This is a genomic window from Sphaerochaeta sp. (genome assembly GCF_050256055.1).
GTDB lineage: Bacteria > Spirochaetota > Spirochaetia > Sphaerochaetales > Sphaerochaetaceae > Sphaerochaeta.
This window is the reverse complement of the sequence record NZ_JBFWIJ010000009.1, coordinates 1-18390: the sequence shown is the minus strand read 5'-3', so window position 1 is coordinate 18390 and position 18390 is coordinate 1. Positions and strand designations below refer to the sequence as shown.

Sequence of the window (18390 nt, the reverse complement as noted above, 5' to 3'; positions counted from 1 at the left end):
CGTATATGCATATGAGAACGATGAGAAATCTCTGCTTGCTTTGCCTCCTTCTGGTCGCCGCTCCCCTCTTGGCCGGCGTCACCGCCACCTATACGGCGGAGCCCAGCTTGCATTTCCAACAAGGGTTCTCGCCGTTGAACACCAGCAAATTGGTCGCCCATATCGGTACCATCACGATCAGTACGACGGAAAACCAACTCTTCGACCCCAATTTGGTCAATGTCAACCTTTCCACCACATTTCAATTTTCCGGACCACTGACCTGGTACAATGATTGGAACACCAATCTTCCGGTCTATGAAACACAAACCACGAATTTTGTCCTCTATGCAGTGTCGGACGTACGCGGGGTCGTCCAAGTCAATGCGCTGAACCAAGGGGACGGCTCCCAACCGCTGAGAACCGAATCAGGAAATCTCAGTGTCAAGTTTTTTACTGCTGAACTGTATCTGGTCAGCGAGCAGGACTGGGTGCACTACAAACCGGGAGCGAATTATACGTGGGTCTCCGGTACGATGAATGGATTTCTGCTTGGGGTAGCAAAAAACGGCAGTGGATACTGGGACGGAAACGACATCCTTGTTTCGGTGAATGGAGGTCAACCGGGTGAAACGACGCTGTTGCTTGCAGGGGGATCCACCACCCCACAACCGGTTCCCTATGGAGAACCTGTCTCAGAGGTCAGTTATCTGCTCACCATCATTGATGAGCAGAGTTTTTCCATCGCCAATGCATATGGAGCACAGAGCGTACGGGTTGCAAGAGCCCAGCTTACCTTGGCCAATACCCTTCCCAATACAAACTACGGAGTTTCGGTCGTCTTCAGCAATACAACGAATACTTCCAATTTCAGTTTGCATCTGGATGGTTTGGAAGGAACCTACGCCATTCCATACACCCTGTTGTTCAACGCAAACCCGGTACGTGGAGGGATACCTGAGACCTGGACCAATCTGAGCGAAGGTACCTACACCAAGGATATTCTGGTTACCAATATTGACGCCACCAAAGCAGAGATGGCTCCGGCGGGCCTGTATTCCGATACCATCACAGTCAACATCACTCCCAACGACACTATCTAACGCAACTTGTTGCACTCTGCTTCTTGCATAATCATGCAAAAACTGTGTATTGTCGAACCATACGGTCAGAGAGGGAATACACTATGTTCGACATTGACTACGCAAAAACACCGGTTACCGATTTCTATGGAGTCAACTGCTTCACAGAGATAGAAATGGGCAAGTACTTGAGCGACCCGATCATCAGGGAGCTGAAAGAGGTGCAGCGAGGACAACGGGAACTTACCAGTGAACTGGCCGACTATGTCGCCAGTGCCATGAAACAATGGGCACTATCCAAGGGTGCGACCCATTTCTGCCATTGGTTCCAACCGCTCACCGGTTTGACCGCGGAGAAACACGATTCCTTCATCAGCCCCACCAAAGGGGGAAAGGTATTGCTTGAATTCTCAGGCAAGGAACTCATCAAGGGGGAGGGCGATGCTTCATCCTTTCCGAATGGAGGACTTCGGGCGACCTTTGAGGCACGCGGATACACCGCGTGGGACACCTCCTCCCCGGCGTTCCTCAAGGATATCAACGGGGTGAAGACCCTGTATATTCCCACTGCGTTCTTTTCCTACAATGGGGAAGCGCTCGACAAGAAGGTCCCGCTCCTTCGTTCCACCCAGGCGTTGGAAAGACAGACCCTCAGAGTTCTGAGGGCTTTGGGAAATGCGAAAACCAAGCGCATCATCGTCAACATCGGACCGGAGCAGGAATACTTTCTCGTAGACAAGAAATACTATGATCAGCGCCCTGACCTCAGACTGGCCGGCAGGACGGTCATCGGCAACCTGGCTGCAAAAGGACAGGAACTGAACGACCACTACTATGGAACCATCGGGGACCGGGTCACGGTCTTCATGAGTGAATTGAACTATGAATTATGGAAACTGGGGATCAGCAGCAAGACCCAGCACAAGGAAGCGGCTCCCAACCAGTTTGAGATAGCCGTGGTCTATGATGCCGTCAACCTTTCCACCGACCACAACCAATTGTTGATGGACGTATTGCAGATGGTGGCATTGCGGCACGGCATGGTGGCGCTGTTGCATGAGAAACCCTTTTTCGGCGTCAACGGGTCGGGCAAGCATGACAATTGGTCCCTTTCCACCGACGACGGGGTCAACTTGCTTGCTCCAGGCAGCAATGTAGAGGATAATCTGCAGTTTCTCGTATTCCTCACCTCCTTCATCAAAGCGATGGATGAGTATGCTCCCTTGATCAGATGCGGAGCCGCAACAGCAGGCAATGACCACAGACTGGGGGCTTCCGAAGCACCGCCTGCGATCATCAGCATCTATCTTGGCGATCAGCTGAGTGGAATCCTGGAGACCATCACCCAACAAGGCAACATCGCGAAAACTGACAGACAGTTCATGCAGATGGGCCTCACCATGCTGCCGCAGTTGCCCAAGGATTTGACCGACCGCAACCGAACCAGCCCGATTGCTTTCACCGGCAACAAATTCGAATACCGTATGGTAGGATCCTCCCAATCCATGGCTGGTCCGAACATCTACATCAACGCAGCCGTCGCCCAAGTTCTCCAGACGGTAGCCGACCGCCTTGAGGCAGCACAGGATGTGCATACCGAATGTCATGCCATCATCAAGGAATTCTACCAAAACCACAAACGCATCATTTTCAATGGAAACGGCTACAGCAAGGAATGGAAACTCGAGGCACAGAAGCGAGGTCTTCCCGAATTCAAGGATACGGTAAGCGCGCTCCCGCAGATGATCAGTGCCCAGAGCCTTGCACTTTTTAAGAAGCAGAACGTATTCACCAAATCTGAGATTACCTCACGTTTGGAGATTTATCTGCAGACATACAGCAAGCAGATCAACATTGAAGCTTCCATCATGGTGGAGATGTGCCGCAAACAGATCATTCCTGCAGTCATCCGCTATGTCGGCAATCTTGCCGACTCCATCGCAAAACAGGAAAACCTCGGGTTGGAGGTAACCGCTCAGAGACAAGTCATCACAACGATCCAGAGTGCTCTGAACAAGGCGATTGAAGAAACCGAGACACTGCACGTCAATGTAGCAAAGGCCCTTTCCTATAAGGATGACGTTCTCAAACAGGCGCAGATCTATCGCGATGAAGTGGTAGTGCAAATGCAGGTCCTTCGCAGCCATGTAGATCTCATGGAAACCTATACGGACAAAGCATACTGGCCGCTTCCCAGTTACGACGACCTGCTGTTCAGGTTGTAGCAGCAAATCCTTAAAACCATCTACCGATCATCCGACAAACGGTAGATGGTACCCTGGTAGGGATGCAACAACATGGCTCTGCCGGCGTTCTGCTTTTCGTCCTCGACAGGATGTGTCGAAAACACCGGCTCGCATATGCTTTTTGTATCCTTCCAGACAGGAATCATGCAATACTGACGGTTCTTGCTGAAATTCAAGACTATCAACCTTCGTTCCTCACCGATTTCCCTGCTATAGGCCATGATGTTTGTATTGGTCGTATCCAGGAAGGTGGTGATGCCGAAACGGAGCGCTTGGTCGGCTTTGCGCAACTGAATCAGAACCCGATAGAACTTGAGCAGGGATTGCTCCTCCAGTTCCTGATTTTCTACGGATAATCGGTTTGCCGATTTTGCGAATGGAAGCCATGGCTCGGCTTCACTGAATCCATACCCCTCACCGGTATTCCATATCATCGGTCCGCGCTCCGGGTCCCTTCCGGGATGGAACGGCCAATAATGTTTGCCCAACGGATCGTACATGCGAGGACGGGATACTTTGGAGTCAGAAAGGCCAAGTTCTTCTCCGTAGTACAAGAAAACGGCACCTCGTTGTGTCAGCAAAAACAATGCACCTAAGCGGGCAATTTGTTCATTGCCCTGAACTCGGCTTATGAATCTAGGTAAATCATGGTTATTTAGTACCCATGTCGGAACCCTATGTTTTCCAACAGCTTCATACCAACGTTTTGCAATGACTTTCCATTTTGCTGCATTGAATCGCGCATTCGCCAAGCTGAAATCAAAGCAAAGATTGAGCTCATCCCCATTCTTGCCCAAATAAGATGCTGCCAGTTCAGGTTCTCCCGGTAATTCAACCATGATTTCCCCTACCAGCATCCTCTGAGGATATGCATCAATGAGGGAGCGCATTTGTTCCAATCGTTTATGCGATTCCACTCTGTTGCGATCGAATATATGACGTTGCATGTCATACGGACGCGGTCTGGTCCAAAAGCCTTTCGGATTGTTCCTGAATGTCTCATCCTTGACAATGCAGTTGATGACATCCAACCTGAATCCATCAACCCCTTTATCCAACCAATACCGAAGCTCTGCAAACACGGCATCAACTACCTTGGGATTCCTCCAATTCAAATCCGGTTGATCGGCTAAAAATGAATGCAGATAATACTGACCACGCTCAGCATCATAGGTCCATGCCCTCCCACCGAAGGCTGCATACCAGTTGTTGGGAATGGTGTCCGACCAGATATAAAAATCAGATTTTTCATTTGTCCTTGACGTACGGCTTTCCAGAAACCAAGGATGTTCTTTCGACGTATGGTTCAACACCATGTCAAAGATGACCTTTATTTCACGTTTATGGGCCTGCTCCAGCAAACGCTCACAATCTTCGAGGGTACCGAATACCGGATCGATCGAACGGTAATCGGAAACATCGTACCCAAAGTCGGCCATGGGAGAAACAAAAATCGGGCTCAACCAGATCGCATCCACTTCCAACGTCTTCAGGTAGTCCAGGCGTTTGATGATTCCAGGAAGATCCCCTATTCCGTCCGCATTGGTATCTTGAAAACTTCTTGGATAAATCTGATAGATCAATGCATCCTGATACCATGCGTCAGTCATAGACCACCCCCTGCCATGAGTATACTGCAGGAATCGATACCATACAAAGAATTTTCTTCTTGATGGATTTCATGGAAACACAATCTATTTGATAGTAATGTTGTTTATATCTTATATCATTTTTATATTTAAATAAATTAATATAAATATAATATATTATTATTTCAAATGCATATCTATCATCATCCCATACATATAAACGAGTACTATGAATCTATAAACTTTAATGTATATTAATATCGTTTTAATGTAATTTAATATTATTTCAATTAATTATAATATTAATTAAATATGTTATACATATTGTAATTACATTGTTGAAATAGTAATCCAACATGTATCCAAATTCATTCTTCCTATATTTTTCATGGGATCAATTATAAATATATATCAGTCTTTTAAGCTAACAATTTATGGATACACGCAATATAGGGATACGGATGTACATCGACGGAGGATAAGGTATTTGATCGGACTTGTTGTCTATTCTTCGGCATGTTTCTTTGCGAATTCCTTGAGAGAAAACCGAATACCTGCAGCCCAGCCCAACCCCATACTGGCAAACAGTTCCTCCAATTCCCGTTTGAACGATGGTTCAATGGAAAAGGTGGTAAGAACCTTGTTCTCCTTCTTTGGAGTCTTCGTCTCCTTGCTGAATAATTGTTTTGCTTTCTGACCACTGATGCTGTTGTCAATCACCAACTCATTCTCTGCTTCCGGGTTCCTCTTCAAAGCCATACCTTATCTCCAAATATCCTTATTAAGTGTTTCAATCGCTTCTATTGTGCTTTCCTTCAAACCTTTTCCACGGACCTTGAACAATTGTGGAGCCACTCCTGCTTCCTGCGCCTTTCTGAACAAGGGATCCACCGGAATACGATAGACCGTAAAGACACCCTCGCAGGCAGCAGTATATATGTCACGATGTTGTTTGATTCGGTTATCAAATGAATTGATGATTATCCGTGAATGTTTGACCGGAGAACGTAAATTTTTCCTTATTTTCTGCAATTCATCGATGAAGATTTCCAATCCATCCAAGCTGAACACCTCAGGTGTCATAGGAGTGATTACCTCATCGCTGGAAATAAGTGCTGCACGCTCGAGACGCCCTAATCCCGGAGATAAATCAAGGATTATTCGATCAAAGGCATCTGCAACTTCTTTTACCAAATCCTGCAATACATAAGGTTCTTCGGCCAATTTAGTTTCGGAATACAGCTTCAATGTTCCACCGATTCCGAATGTAGGAAGCACAAAGAGATTCGGTACTTGCGTGATAGGGACGATAGCATCCTGGATATAGCACTTTCCTTGTACAACATCAGCCAATTCATAGGAAGGAGCTGCCTCTAAAAACCAGGAAGAGGCATTTCCCTGCGGATCAACGTCAACCAACAACGTACGGTACCCATCCAATGCGGATTGGCAGGCCAACGTACCCGAGATTGTCGTTTTTCCAACACCACCTTTTTGCAGGTGGAATGAAATAGTCTTTGCCATGTGTACAACCTTAAATCTCAGTATATACCGAGTTTATTCATCGTACAAGTATTATTCTGGTTCAAACAACAATCATGAATATTTTGTATATAACTAATTTAAAATAAGTTTGTTACCATATTATTTTAATATTGCTTTTAACTTTAATAATATTTATATACTATCTTTTTTATGTCTTTTTAATTTCTGTATTATACTTTTATTATATAATATAACTTATACCGAACGCTATATACTTATTCTTAACTAAAAGCGATAAATAGAGGAATCTTTATACTTCCCATTTGCTTGGTTTGTAATCATATTCCTACATGTTCCAATTTTCAAGTTCTTTTCCCTTTCAAATCAGCATCAAAATATCGCTTCCCCTGGTACTCCAGAATTCCCCTCTCTGTTCATACCTCGTTGTATGTACATGTGTCAAAAGCGACAATCGCCATCAGTTTCCAACAACTTCCACATCATTTCGTCTTGAACATTGCGTAGTTTTTTTCGAAAAAACCAAGTGAAGCAGTGCGGTTTACTGCACGTTCCCAGGTATCAGTATTCATCCCTCACGTACTTTCACCGGGCACTCTCAATACAACGTGACCTTGGTAGGTTTTTACGAACGTACTTGCTCGGTTCTGGGAAATGCATTTCATAAGGAGAATGAAACAGCAAACAGTCTCTTTGCGCAAGGAGGATGTTCCGGGATCCAGATTGGGACAGTTTGCGTATTCCGCGTTTCATCATGCCTAGAATCTTCTCATCATCAGATCATCACCGACCTGAGTAATTCAATGCAACATGGATGTACGGAAGGTTTCAGTATTGATACCCTGTTTCTAGCATTGCTGCATTCATTTTTCAGTGTAAGGATATAATTCCTTACTGGTAATACATCATTACAAATACTATCACTATTGTTTCACTAGCATTTAAATATTTAATGCAAGTATTTCAATTTAGTAATTATATTGTTTCGATATATTTTCTAACATTAATTATAGTAATTATTTATTTTTATAGTATCGTACCTACACATATAGTTATATTACTACATGGGTTAGACATCATTTGACTATTATATTTATATAATTTTTATATTTTTTCTATAATTTCTCATTGTATCATATGGCTTCGATTCCAATTTGCGGCAGAATCAATTGATAAAAACAGAGATCCAAGTAGGTATCGAATTTGAATCCTACTTCATGCATCGTCCCGCTGAGGTTGAATCCCATTCCCTCATGCAAACGCCTGGAAGCGGTATTACGTGAATCTATGCCTGCCACCATACAATGATAACCTTGTGCCTTGGCTTTCTCAATAATGGAACCAAGCAGCAGTTTTCCCAATCCTTTGCCCCGATGATCTTTTTGCACATACACTGAATGTTCCACGGTGTATTGGTACGCAGGTCTGGGGCGGAATGGACCATAGGTGGAGAACCCCAGTAAACCACCTTCATCATCCACCAAACCTACTACTGGATATGATCCTTGTTCCTTTGCGGAAAACCAAGCTTCCATGTAATTCGGTGACCTCTCTTCATACTCATATACGGCTGTCGTATGGAGTATGGCATCGTTATAGATAGCAAGAATCTGCTTGGCATATGCACGCGAGCACTCGATGTAATGCATGAAAGCCTCCGTTTTTCTTTTTTCCCTTCAGGACTGAGCTATATGTAATTTTATGGTTTCTATATAATTTTAATATATTTTCTAATTTTATCTGTATCAATTCTACGTGTTATCATACATATTCACAATACCCTGCAATTACATCGCGCATCATATAGGCACTGTCTTTGGGAATCCTCTCCTGGGTATCGTAATCGACATATACGATTCCGAAACGTTTTTCATATCCCCATGCCCATTCAAAGTTATCCAGGAAAGACCATATGAAATACCCCTTCAGGTTTATGCCTTCCTCGATGGCTCGATGACACATTTCAAAATGCTGGTTCAGGTAATCACACCGTTGGTAATCATGCACCCTCCCCTGTTCAACCACATCTTTGCAGGAACATCCGTTTTCGGTGATGTACAAAGGAATATTGTTCGTTTGCTCTGAAAAGTACCGAAGTATCCTCAGCAGTCCGAAGGGGACAATCGGCCAGTCTTGGTCGGTCATCCGTTGCCACACAGGAACATTCCGGATGTGATACGGTTGAGATTCATCAAGGACCACCGCATGTTCCATGTAATAGTTGATGCCGATGAAGTCGATGGTTTGGGCGATGATCTGCATATCTCCTGCTTCAATCGGATAGGTGATGCCCAATTCCTTGGTGACAAGAAGGGGATACCCCTTGCCGAGCAAAGGATGCAGGAACACGTCGGTATCAAAGGCTCTGGCCAGTTCACTGGCATGGACATCCTCATGCCTTCTGGTGGCTGGACGCGGCATGCTGGGATTCAGAACAATGCCTATTGGAGCACGAAGGCCTGTTTTCCTGTATGCCTGCACCGCCAATCCGTGGGCGAGGTTCAGATGATGCACCGCCTTCCACGTCTGTGCAGGATCCTTCAATCCCGGAGCGTGTTCCCCGTACAAGTACCCAAGATATGCTGCGCAAAATGGTTCATTCAGCGTTGTCCATTGGTCAACGACATCCCCCAGTTCTGCAAAACAGACAGATGCATACTCGGCGAATGCATAGGCGGTGCTGCGATTCGCCCACCCCCCTTCATCCTGGAGAACCTGCGGGAGATCCCAATGGTAGAGAGTCACCACTACTTTCATTCCTTTGTCATGCAGGCTTTTGGCAAGATTACGATAATATTCGATCCCCTGCTTATTGACCCTACCTTTTCCTTCAGGCAGGATTCTCGGCCAAGCCAAAGAAAAACGATAGGCTTGGAAGCCAAGTTCACTCATCAGCTTGACATCCTGTGCATATCGATGATACTGGTCTGCAGCAAAGCGTCCGTCATCTCCCCCTTTGATGGCACCCGGTACGTTGCAGAAGGTATCCCAGATGGAAGGGCTTCTCCCTCCTTCCTGTGTGGCACCCTCAACCTGAAAACTTGCAGTTGCACATCCCCAGAGAAAATCCTTTCCAAACGCTATCTTCTGCATGACCTTTTCCTCTTCTTATCCTGCTGACTCGTATCTTCGATGATGCTAGCATGCATCATGATGGACAACAAGGTTATGAAATCGCCAGAACAAAGTTGTGGCAGTGTACAAACATATTTTTTTTCATACTATTTAAATATTGTTGTTATTTTATATTATATTTTTTCTATATTTTTTTATAGTATTCCAATATATTCCAATCTCTGTCGGAGGTTAGCGCAATTCGCATACGGGATTGCATTGATTCCCACCGATGATGCTGCATCGCAATTTTCCTTGCTGTCATCGATGAACAACACCTGTCGAGGTTCGACATTCTCTGCAGCCAAGATATGGGTAAAGAAGTCAAGCTCCGGTTTCGCCTTCCCAATCACACAGGAAGCGTACACCGCATCGAAGATGCCATAGTGGTTCATCCTCTGATGATAGGCGTAATGCGCAGGTTCCGTATTGGTGGCGCAGACGATCCGGTATTGCTTTGCCTTCAGGTCTCCCAACAGCTTCTCCATCTCCGGATCCATCAGTGGATTGAAATACTTCGCCCAAAGCGAGCCATCATGGGGTGGCACCGGTACCCCGGTCAAGTCTGAGAACCGTGCCCACAGTGCATCCTCGTCGATCACGGCTTTACTGTGCAATTGCAGTAGATCTACCAGCGAAGGCTCCAGTTGGGAGAAACTTGCAACGCTATCGATGCCGAATTCCAACAGCAATGCGCGCTCCAACGAGGTGTCCGTATGCAAAGCGAGCACACCGCCCATATCGACCATGATCAAGGAGGGATTTGTATTCATATCGCCTGATACTAGCACACCTGCCATCTTCACACCAGAGCTTTTCCACATTGGAGAAATACGCTATGCTACGACGAATAAGGAGTCTTTTCTATGCCCAAATATTTTCCACATGAGTATGTTCCCGCTATGGAACAGAAACAGACTGAAAAAGCGATCAAGTACATCAAGGACACATTCGAACGAGAGCTTTCCGGTGGATTGAAACTCAGCAGGGTCACCAGCCCCTTGTTTGTTCCCCGTGGATCAGGTATCAACGACGATTTGAACGGAATCGAACGACCGGTACGCTTTGAAATCGGCAATTTGGGAAACCGGGAGATGGAAATCGTCCAATCTCTGGCAAAATGGAAACGTATGGCTTTGGCCGACCTCGGGATCAAGAACGGAAACGGACTCTATACCGATATGAACGCCATCCGGCCGGACGACGACCTGGACGCCATCCACTCGATCTATGTCGACCAGTGGGATTGGGAATTGGTAATGGGAAAGAATGACCGCAACCTCGAATACCTGAAGAAAATCGTGAAAAAAATTTTCTCGGCCATGAAGCGCACCGAATTCCTGGTGAGTGAGATGTTTTCATCCTGCGCACCCACCCTTCCCGATCAAATCACATTCATTCATACCGAAGATGCACAGAAGCGTTATCCCCATCTTTCCCCCGCCGAACGTGAACGGGAATTGGCCAAGGAATACGGAGCGATTTTCTTGATTGGTATCGGTTCCCCCTTGGCCGACGGGGTCAGCCAGGGTGGACGCGCTCCCGACTATGACGATTGGTCGACCAAAACCGACGACGAGCATACCGGACTCAACGGGGATATCATAGTCTGGGATACGGTACGCCAGGATTCACTGGAACTCTCTTCGATGGGAATCAGAGTGGATAGAGAGACCCTGCTCAGGCAACTTGCCATCCGGGACGCCAATGATCGTACATCCTTGTACTGGCACCAGCGGCTGCTCAACGGTGAACTGCCGCAGACCATCGGTGGGGGCATCGGGCAGAGTCGTCTGTGTATGTTCCTGCTCAAAAAAGCCCATATCGGGGAGGTGCAGGCATCAGTGTGGCCTGAGGATATGCTACAAGAGGCAAAAGCACTGAATGTCTTCATGATGTAAAGGAGTTGCAATGAAACTGGTCAGTTGGAATGTGAACGGACTTCGAGCCATCCAGAAGAAAGGGTTTGAGGAGTACTTGGCATTATCTGATGCGGATATCTTCTGCCTGCAGGAGACCAAGCTGCAAGCTGACCAGATTTCACTTGCACTCGACGGATATTTCCATTATTGGAGCTTTGCAGAAAGAAAAGGATACAGCGGAACGGCACTGTTCAGCAAACAGGAGCCGTTGTCCGTCCAAACGGGCATCGGCCATCCCCTGGATGCAGAAGGGAGGACCGTAACCGCTGAGTTCGAGCAATTCTTCGTGGTGAGCTGTTATACTCCCAACAGTCAGGAAGCATTGGCTCGGCTTGAGACCCGCATAGATTGGGATGCTGCATTCAGAGCGTACGTGAACACGCTGCAAAAACAGAAACCGGTGATCATCTGCGGGGATCTCAATGTTGCACACAAGCCGATCGATTTGAAGAATCCCAAGGCGAATGAGCGCAACGCCGGATATTCGGCCGAGGAACGTGAACAGTTCTCCTTGCTTCTCCAATCAGGATTCATCGATACCTTCCGATATCGGTATCCTGACTTGGAGGGAGTATACTCTTGGTGGTCGTACCGATTCCGTTCCCGGGAGAAAAACATCGGGTGGCGCATCGACTACTGGTTGGTCAGCAAAGAGCTTGAAAACAGGATTGTGGACAGCACCATTGATGGTGACACTTTTGGCAGCGACCACGCTCCTGTCATTCTTACGCTTTCCGATTGACGTTTATTTGTTAAGCAGATACTGGGGGATTTCCCCTCGATTCTCAAAGACTTTGCGTTGCTGTGAATCGAGAATTTTCTTACACATCCTGATTGACTTGGGGGTTACTTCCACCAGCTCATCATCCTTGATGAATTGGATCGCCTGCTCCAATGACGGTTTGGAGACAGGGGTCAGCGTGACCGCCTCATCCTTGCCGGAAGCTCGGAGGTTGGTCAGTTTCTTCGTCCGCGTCGGATTGAGCAGAAGATCACCTTCACGATTTCGTTCCCCCACGACCTGGCCTTCATACACAGGATCTCCGGGGACAAGGAACAATCGCCCCCGATCCTCAAGTTGCCAGAGTGCGTAGGCAACGGCTGCGCCTGCACGGTCACTGATCAAGGAACCGCTGAAACGGTCGGGGAAATCACCTTTGTAGAGTTCATAGCCCTTCATATAGCTGTTCATGATCCCCATACCGCGGGTATCGGTCAAAAACTCATCGTGGTAACCGATCAAGCCTCTGGCCGGAATCTCAAATTTCATCTTCACCCTGCTGTTGTCGGTATAGGTGATGTCGCTCATCTGCGCCTTGCGCTTGGAAAGCTTGTCCATGACCGTTCCGCTGTATTCCTCAGGACAATCGATGAACAAGTATTCTACAGGCTCAGTCTTCCGTCCCTGCTCATCGGTTTTGAAAATGGTCCGAGGCCTTCCCACGCAAAGCTCAAAACCCTCGCGACGCATCTGTTCCACGATGATGGCCATCTGGAACTCACCTCTCCCCTTTACTGTGAAGGTGTCGTCGTTGTTTCTCTCCACTTTGATCGACACGTTGCGCAGTGCTTCCTTTTGCAAACGATCCCAGATCTTGGCTGAAGTCACCTGGTTTCCTTCGCGTCCGGAAAGCGGGCTGATATTCTTGGAAAAGAGCATTGAAACCGTCGGTTCATCAATATGGATGCGCTCCAGGGCTTTCGGATTGTCGGATGTACAGATGGTGTCACCGATATGCACATCCTCAACACCACTGAGGACAATAATATCCCCGCTGACGACCCGCTCGGTTTCTGCAAACGTCGGTCCGTTGTAGGTCTGCAATCTGGTGACCCGTAGTGTTTTCGGCTCACCTTCCTTTCCCACGCACACCAGCGTATCGTTGGTGGTGGCACTTCCGTTCACCACCTTCCCGATGGCAAGCCGACCGAGATAATCATTGTAGGAAAGATCGCTGACCAGCATCTGGAAGGGCTGCTGGTCGTCAAAGATCGGCTCGGGTACCCGTTCAAGAATACAATCCATGAGAAGATACAGGTTCTCTTCCAATGAACCAGGATCGAGCCCGCATCGTCCTTCCCGGCCGTTCGCATAGAACACCGGGACATCGAGCATGGACTCATCATTGGCAAGCTCGAGCAGCAGCTCGTAGACTTCCTGGATGACTTCCTCGCTGCGGGCATCCTGACGATCGACTTTGTTTATTACAATGATCGGTTTCAGTCCCAGTTTCAGAGCCTTTTCCAACACGAATCGGGTCTGGGGAAGCGGCCCTTCTGCAGCGTCCACAAGCAGAACCACTCCATCAACCATGGACAGACCCCGCTCCACTTCACCACCGAAGTCGGCATGACCCGGGGTATCGATGATGTTGATCTTTACACCTTTCCACGAGATGGCGCAGTTCTTGGCACTGATGGTGATGCCTCGTTCCCGTTCGATCGCACCGCTGTCCATGATGCGTTCCTCGGCGTTTTCCTTGACCATGCCGCTTTGCTTGAACAGTGCGTCGACAAGTGTGGTCTTGCCATGGTCGACGTGTGCGATGATGGCGATGTTGCGAATCTTATCATTATGGGTAATCATACTAGTTCCTTGTACATAGAATCATGCAGTTGCCGCCACCGGCTGTCTTCTGCCAAGCAGATATTTGACAACCATGAGCGAGAACATGCATAAGATGCTCAAACTGATGGTTGCCAAACCTCCGGCAATTCCCACCGATTGAGCGACGGAGCCGACAATAATCGGCATGGCGATTGCCCCTATAGTTGCAGTGGCAATACAGGTTCCTGTTGCGATGGTGGAAGACATGAACCGTTTATCCATCGTTGAGAGCGTGGTTGGATAGGTACCGCTCATGGCGAGTCCGAACCCGAACAGACTGATATAGATCAGCACGATTGACTGGACGCTGATCATCATGAAGAAAAACACCACCTGCAAAAATCCCAAGATGAGGAGCAATACATTCTTGTTCATTTTTACCGACAATGAAGCACAAGCGAGTCTGCCGATGAGGATGAACACCCAAAGTGCGGAACTGGTGGTCTGCGCCAATGCCGGGCTGAGTCGTCCGGTATCATTGAAATAGGTCACCAACCAACCGATCACCGAGGCTTCACTGCAGAGGTAGAAAAAAAGAATCGCGGTATTCAGCCAAAAGCGGGGGCTTTTGGCAAAATCGGTACCCTCGTCCCTGTTCTTCGTTTTCGGTTTGCCTGAGAGCGAGGAACGAGTCCAGAATAACAGGACGGCTAATTCAAAGGCCACCAGCACCCAGGCGCTGATACGCCAATAGACGCCGAACACACTGGTGGAGAGGATGGCGAGAAACGGGGCCACGAAGGCTCCTACGGCAAACGAGGCGTGCAGCAGGTTCAGGCTGGCGGCCTTGTTTTCCGATATCTCACTCATCACCACGTTGGTGATGTTGCTCAACGTACCACGACCGATCCCGGTGAAAGCGAATGCAATCAATAGAAGAATCGGATTGCCTGAAAGTGTCATAAGCAAAAAACCGATGACAATCCCGAGAGAAAGCGTGATGGTGCTTCGTTTCCTCCCGATCATATACGGAAGGTATCCTGCGATCAAAAGCGCACAGAAGTTGCCGATCTGATGGGCGGAAATGACGGCGCCGCTGAGCACGTAACTCATGTGGTACTCTTCTTTCATAAAAGGCAGGAGCGCACCGATGAGCGTACTCATCATGCCGCTGGTAAAAAAGGCAAAATAGACGATATACATCAAGCGTACGTTTTCTCGCTTGACTTTCAAAAGGGATGCGATTGAGGGCATTCACGAAACTCCTGGATTCTCTGAAAAGAGGGGGTGTCTTGTTGCAAGACACCCCTATGTAATACCGTTATTTGCCAAGAATGTCCACTAGGTATTACCCAAGCCGGCTGCAATGCGCCGAGCCAAATCCTCAAGTTTTGATTCGATGACCTTGGCGGTCAACATGAACGCATCATCCCCCTTTCCGGTAGGATCATCCAATCCCCAATCCTCACGATATTTGCAAGGAAGGTGGGGACATTGGACGTTGCACCCCATGGTGATGACGATGTCCACAGGGGGGAGCGCAGCAAGCAACTTGGGTTTTTGGGTCAATTCCATATCGACTCCGTAGAGTTGTTTCACGATCCTCACGGCATCCGGGTTGATCGCAGCCTTGGTCTCGGTCCCTCCTGAGCAAGCTTCAAACACATCTGCGTGGTGCAAGACAGCCAATGCCTCCGCCATCTGGCTTCGACAGGAATTATGCACACAGATGAAGGCGACCACCGGTTTCTTCATCCCAGATCCCTCGCCTTCTTGATCAAGGCGGCCACCTCATCTGAACCGAGGACCAAGCCGGAGGAAAGAACCTTTCCATCCACCATCAGGGCGGGCGTGCTCATGACTCCATACGATGCAATCTTCGCAAAGTCAGTGACATGCTCAACCGCCGTATCCTGTCCCAATTCCTGCAGGGCTTTCTTGGTGTTCAGTTCCAGGCTATTGCATGCAGCACACCCGGAACCCAGAATCTTCACCGCAGAGGAAATTTCCTCTTGTGTTTCTTTTTGTTTTTTTCCTAATCCAAACAATGCCATAATGTCTTCTCCTCTACGAATCAATGAATGAACAGATACCCGATGCTGTTGAACAAGTATCCGATGCAGATGATACCCCCGGTAACTACCGTGAAAAACAAAGCCAACAGAGGCGGCTTCACCGCTTTGCGTAGGAGTATCAGGGAAGGAAGGGACAATGCGGTGACCCCCATCATGAAGGACAGTATGGTTCCCAACCCCACTCCCTTCAGCCATAACGCCTCGGCAATCGGTATGGTACCGAATATGTCGGCATACATGGGCACTCCGACGAGCGTAGCAATCAAGACGGAGAAGGGATTCTTTGATCCCAGAACCGACAGTATCCATGAAGCGGGAATCCAATTGTGGATCAATGCTCCGATTCCCACACCTATGAGAATATACCAGAATACCTTATGCACGGTAGTGCGCACCTGGGAAGCGGCATAGGCTCTTCGCTGCACGCCCAACATGACCGAAGGTTCTGTCTGAGCATTCGCCCGAAGATTCCGGATATATTCCTCGATCTGCTCTTCCTTGCCGACCTTGTTGATCAACGCACCTCCCAGGACGGCCAGAACCAAGCCCACCACCACATAAGCGAAGGCTATGGGGAAACCGAAGATGCTGGCAAGAAGCACCAGCGAGCCAAGATCAACCAACGGTGAGGAAATCAGAAAGGAAAAGGTGACTCCCAAGGGAAGCCCGGCGGAAGTGAAACCGATGAACAAGGGGATGGACGAACAGGAGCAAAAGGGGGTTACGGTCCCCAACAGTGCAGACAACGTATAGGCTTTCAGACCCGAAAACCGACCGAGTATGCGTTTGGTTCGTTCAGGGGGAAAATAGCTTTGGATGTAGCTGATCACATAGATGAGGACGGAAAGCAAGATCAATATCTTGATCACATCATACAAAAAGAATTGCAGGCTTCCCCCAATCCGGCTCTCCAAGGAGATACCCAGAGCGGAGAGGCCCATCCCGATCAGATCATTGAGGAAGCGCATCCCCAGCACTTGGTATTGCAGAAAATCGATAATCATACGCACGGGCAAGCCTCCAAGGGATCTGTGGTGAACGTAATCGATCCAATATACGTCTGAAACGCAGAAAATGTTGCTGTATTGACTGCATAGTGAATCCACTTGCCGTCCCGTCTCCCGACCACCAAGTCAGCCTCCGAGAGGATCCTCATATGGTGGCTGAGCGTTCCTTGGGTAATTGAAAAAACTTTCAACAACTCACAGACGCAGGCTTCTCCTTCGGTCAGTTTGAGAAAGATTGCCAGCCGATTGGAGTCGGAGAGTGCTTTGAGTATAAGTATCAATTGTTCACTGTCCATTATGTTCCTCATATTGATGCTTATCAATATATAATATGCATCAGTGACCTTTGTCAATCACTTTTGCGTACATACCCAGACAATCGACCAAAGAATCTTGTCGACACTTCAATTGCCAAGTTTTTTGTTCAAGAGGCCTATCGTGCGTTGATGATGATCCACACGCCACTGATTCCCACAAACCCATAGACGATACGTTTCAAAACAGTCTCCGACCAGATGTTGAAGAGTTTTAGCCCCAGATAGGTTCCCATTCCGATGCCTGCCCACCCCAGCAGCACCAAAGGAACCTGGTCCAAGGCAACGGCGCCATGCATCGAGCGCAGGATGATGCTCTGGATATTGCAGATCAAGAAATATGCTTGGATGGTGCCCAGATATGCACGCTTGTCTCCCGTGGAAGCCAGAAGATACAACGCCACCGGAGGCCCTCCTATTCCAAACAACCCGTTGCCGAGTCCTGCAAGCGACCCCATTGCCAAGCTGTTTCTTCTTGTTGGTTTGATGGAAATTCGTGCGCTGAATATTATGAAATAGAGGGAGAGAAGAATCAGAAAGCCGCCCAACAGCAGTACGAGGATTCGTGAATCAAGCGAAAAACTGAACAGAATGAATACCATACCCACCACTAGCGAACTGATCAACAACGGGATGAGCGTTGCATAGCGGATCGATGCACGATATTTTAACGTGAGATAGCCGGTACTTGCCAAAGCAATCATCTGGTTCAAAGCCACTGCCGTGGAGAAAGGAAACAAGGATGGAAGAAACACCATGGCGATCACCGGAAATCCGAATCCTATGTTTGCTTGAAGGAACGCACCTAATAAGGCTATTGCAAATACTTGTATGAACAGCATCCTACACTCCCTGTAGCAGTGTAGCATAGTTCAACGTACCAAAAGGGTAAAAAAGAACCTCCGCGAAGGGAGGGACGGAGAAAAAAAAGGGGCCCGGCGGCTACCTACTCTCCCACGGCAAACCGTAGTACCATCGGCGTGAGGGTGCTTAACTTCCGTGTTCGGGATG

17 protein-coding genes and 1 rRNA gene are annotated in these 18390 nt (G+C 48.0%); 4 read left to right on the top strand and 14 right to left on the bottom strand.

What is annotated here, in order from left to right; all coding sequences use genetic code 11:
• Positions 1-11: 11 nt before the first annotated feature.
• Together AB7C91_RS05225 and AB7C91_RS05220 are read left to right on the top strand one after the other, a co-directional pair.
• On the top strand, positions 12-1082 hold the full coding sequence (locus AB7C91_RS05225; protein ID WP_428589670.1) for a hypothetical protein: 1071 nt from the start codon (positions 12-14) through the stop codon (positions 1080-1082).
• Between the two features lie 83 nt (positions 1083-1165).
• Positions 1166-3286: a glutamine synthetase III gene (locus tag AB7C91_RS05220; protein WP_428589667.1), complete on the top strand. Its 2121-nt coding sequence runs from the start codon at positions 1166-1168 to the stop codon at positions 3284-3286.
• Positions 3287-3306: 20 nt separating this feature from the next.
• Here AB7C91_RS05220 and AB7C91_RS05215 read toward each other — a convergent pair whose 3' ends face one another.
• From AB7C91_RS05215 to AB7C91_RS05190, 6 genes are all read right to left on the bottom strand, one after another.
• Positions 3307-4917: an alpha-amylase family glycosyl hydrolase gene (locus AB7C91_RS05215; protein WP_332446678.1), complete on the bottom strand. Its 1611-nt coding sequence runs from the start codon at positions 4915-4917 to the stop codon at positions 3307-3309.
• A gap of 483 nt (positions 4918-5400) precedes the next feature.
• Positions 5401-5655 (bottom strand): hypothetical protein, encoded by a 255-nt coding sequence (locus AB7C91_RS05210; RefSeq protein WP_332446679.1) that lies wholly within the window; start codon positions 5653-5655, stop codon positions 5401-5403.
• A 3-nt stretch (positions 5656-5658) separates the two neighbouring features.
• Complete coding sequence (locus tag AB7C91_RS05205) at positions 5659-6420, bottom strand: ParA family protein (protein WP_332446680.1); 762 nt, start codon at positions 6418-6420, stop codon at positions 5659-5661.
• Between the two features lie 1112 nt (positions 6421-7532).
• Positions 7533-8048, bottom strand: coding sequence for an N-acetyltransferase family protein (locus AB7C91_RS05200; protein ID WP_332446681.1), 516 nt, complete (start codon positions 8046-8048; stop codon positions 7533-7535).
• Positions 8049-8160: 112 nt separating this feature from the next.
• Positions 8161-9492, bottom strand: coding sequence for a GH1 family beta-glucosidase (locus AB7C91_RS05195; protein ID WP_428589662.1), 1332 nt, complete (start codon positions 9490-9492; stop codon positions 8161-8163).
• 176 nt (positions 9493-9668) lie between these two features.
• Complete coding sequence (locus tag AB7C91_RS05190) at positions 9669-10286, bottom strand: HAD family phosphatase (protein ID WP_332446683.1); 618 nt, start codon at positions 10284-10286, stop codon at positions 9669-9671.
• 93 nt (positions 10287-10379) lie between these two features.
• Here AB7C91_RS05190 and asnA point away from each other — a divergent pair, with 93 nt between their 5' ends.
• Both asnA and AB7C91_RS05180 read left to right on the top strand, forming a co-directional pair.
• On the top strand, positions 10380-11414 hold the full coding sequence (gene asnA, locus AB7C91_RS05185; protein ID WP_332446684.1) for an aspartate--ammonia ligase: 1035 nt from the start codon (positions 10380-10382) through the stop codon (positions 11412-11414).
• A gap of 10 nt (positions 11415-11424) precedes the next feature.
• Complete coding sequence (locus AB7C91_RS05180) at positions 11425-12177, top strand: exodeoxyribonuclease III (RefSeq protein WP_332446685.1); 753 nt, start codon at positions 11425-11427, stop codon at positions 12175-12177.
• 3 nt (positions 12178-12180) lie between these two features.
• Here AB7C91_RS05180 and typA read toward each other — a convergent pair whose 3' ends face one another.
• The 8 genes from typA to rrf form a co-directional block, all read right to left on the bottom strand.
• Entirely contained in the window at positions 12181-14022 is a 1842-nt protein-coding gene (gene typA, locus AB7C91_RS05175; protein ID WP_332446686.1) for a translational GTPase TypA, read from the bottom strand.
• Positions 14023-14043: 21 nt separating this feature from the next.
• Positions 14044-15237, bottom strand: a complete 1194-nt coding sequence (locus AB7C91_RS05170; RefSeq protein WP_428589657.1) for an MFS transporter — start codon at positions 15235-15237, stop codon at positions 14044-14046.
• 87 nt (positions 15238-15324) lie between these two features.
• Positions 15325-15738: an arsenate reductase ArsC gene (locus tag AB7C91_RS05165; protein WP_332446688.1), complete on the bottom strand. Its 414-nt coding sequence runs from the start codon at positions 15736-15738 to the stop codon at positions 15325-15327.
• Positions 15735-16037 (bottom strand): thioredoxin family protein, encoded by a 303-nt coding sequence (locus AB7C91_RS05160; protein WP_332446689.1) that lies wholly within the window; start codon positions 16035-16037, stop codon positions 15735-15737. Before AB7C91_RS05160 ends, AB7C91_RS05165 begins: the two co-directional genes overlap by 4 nt.
• A gap of 20 nt (positions 16038-16057) precedes the next feature.
• Positions 16058-17062: a permease gene (locus tag AB7C91_RS05155; RefSeq protein WP_428589762.1), complete on the bottom strand. Its 1005-nt coding sequence runs from the start codon at positions 17060-17062 to the stop codon at positions 16058-16060.
• Positions 17059-17361 carry a metalloregulator ArsR/SmtB family transcription factor gene (locus tag AB7C91_RS05150; RefSeq protein ID WP_332446690.1) on the bottom strand — a complete coding sequence of 101 codons (303 nt, stop codon included), beginning with the start codon at positions 17359-17361 and terminating at the stop codon, positions 17059-17061. Before AB7C91_RS05150 ends, AB7C91_RS05155 begins: the two co-directional genes overlap by 4 nt.
• 137 nt (positions 17362-17498) lie before the next feature.
• The gene (locus AB7C91_RS05145) at positions 17499-18221 is read right to left on the bottom strand and encodes a sulfite exporter TauE/SafE family protein (RefSeq protein ID WP_332446691.1); all 723 of its coding nucleotides are present in this window, start codon (positions 18219-18221) and stop codon (positions 17499-17501) included.
• A 91-nt stretch (positions 18222-18312) separates the two neighbouring features.
• A 5S ribosomal RNA gene (rrf, locus tag AB7C91_RS05140) occupies positions 18313-18390 on the bottom strand; the annotation flags it as partial.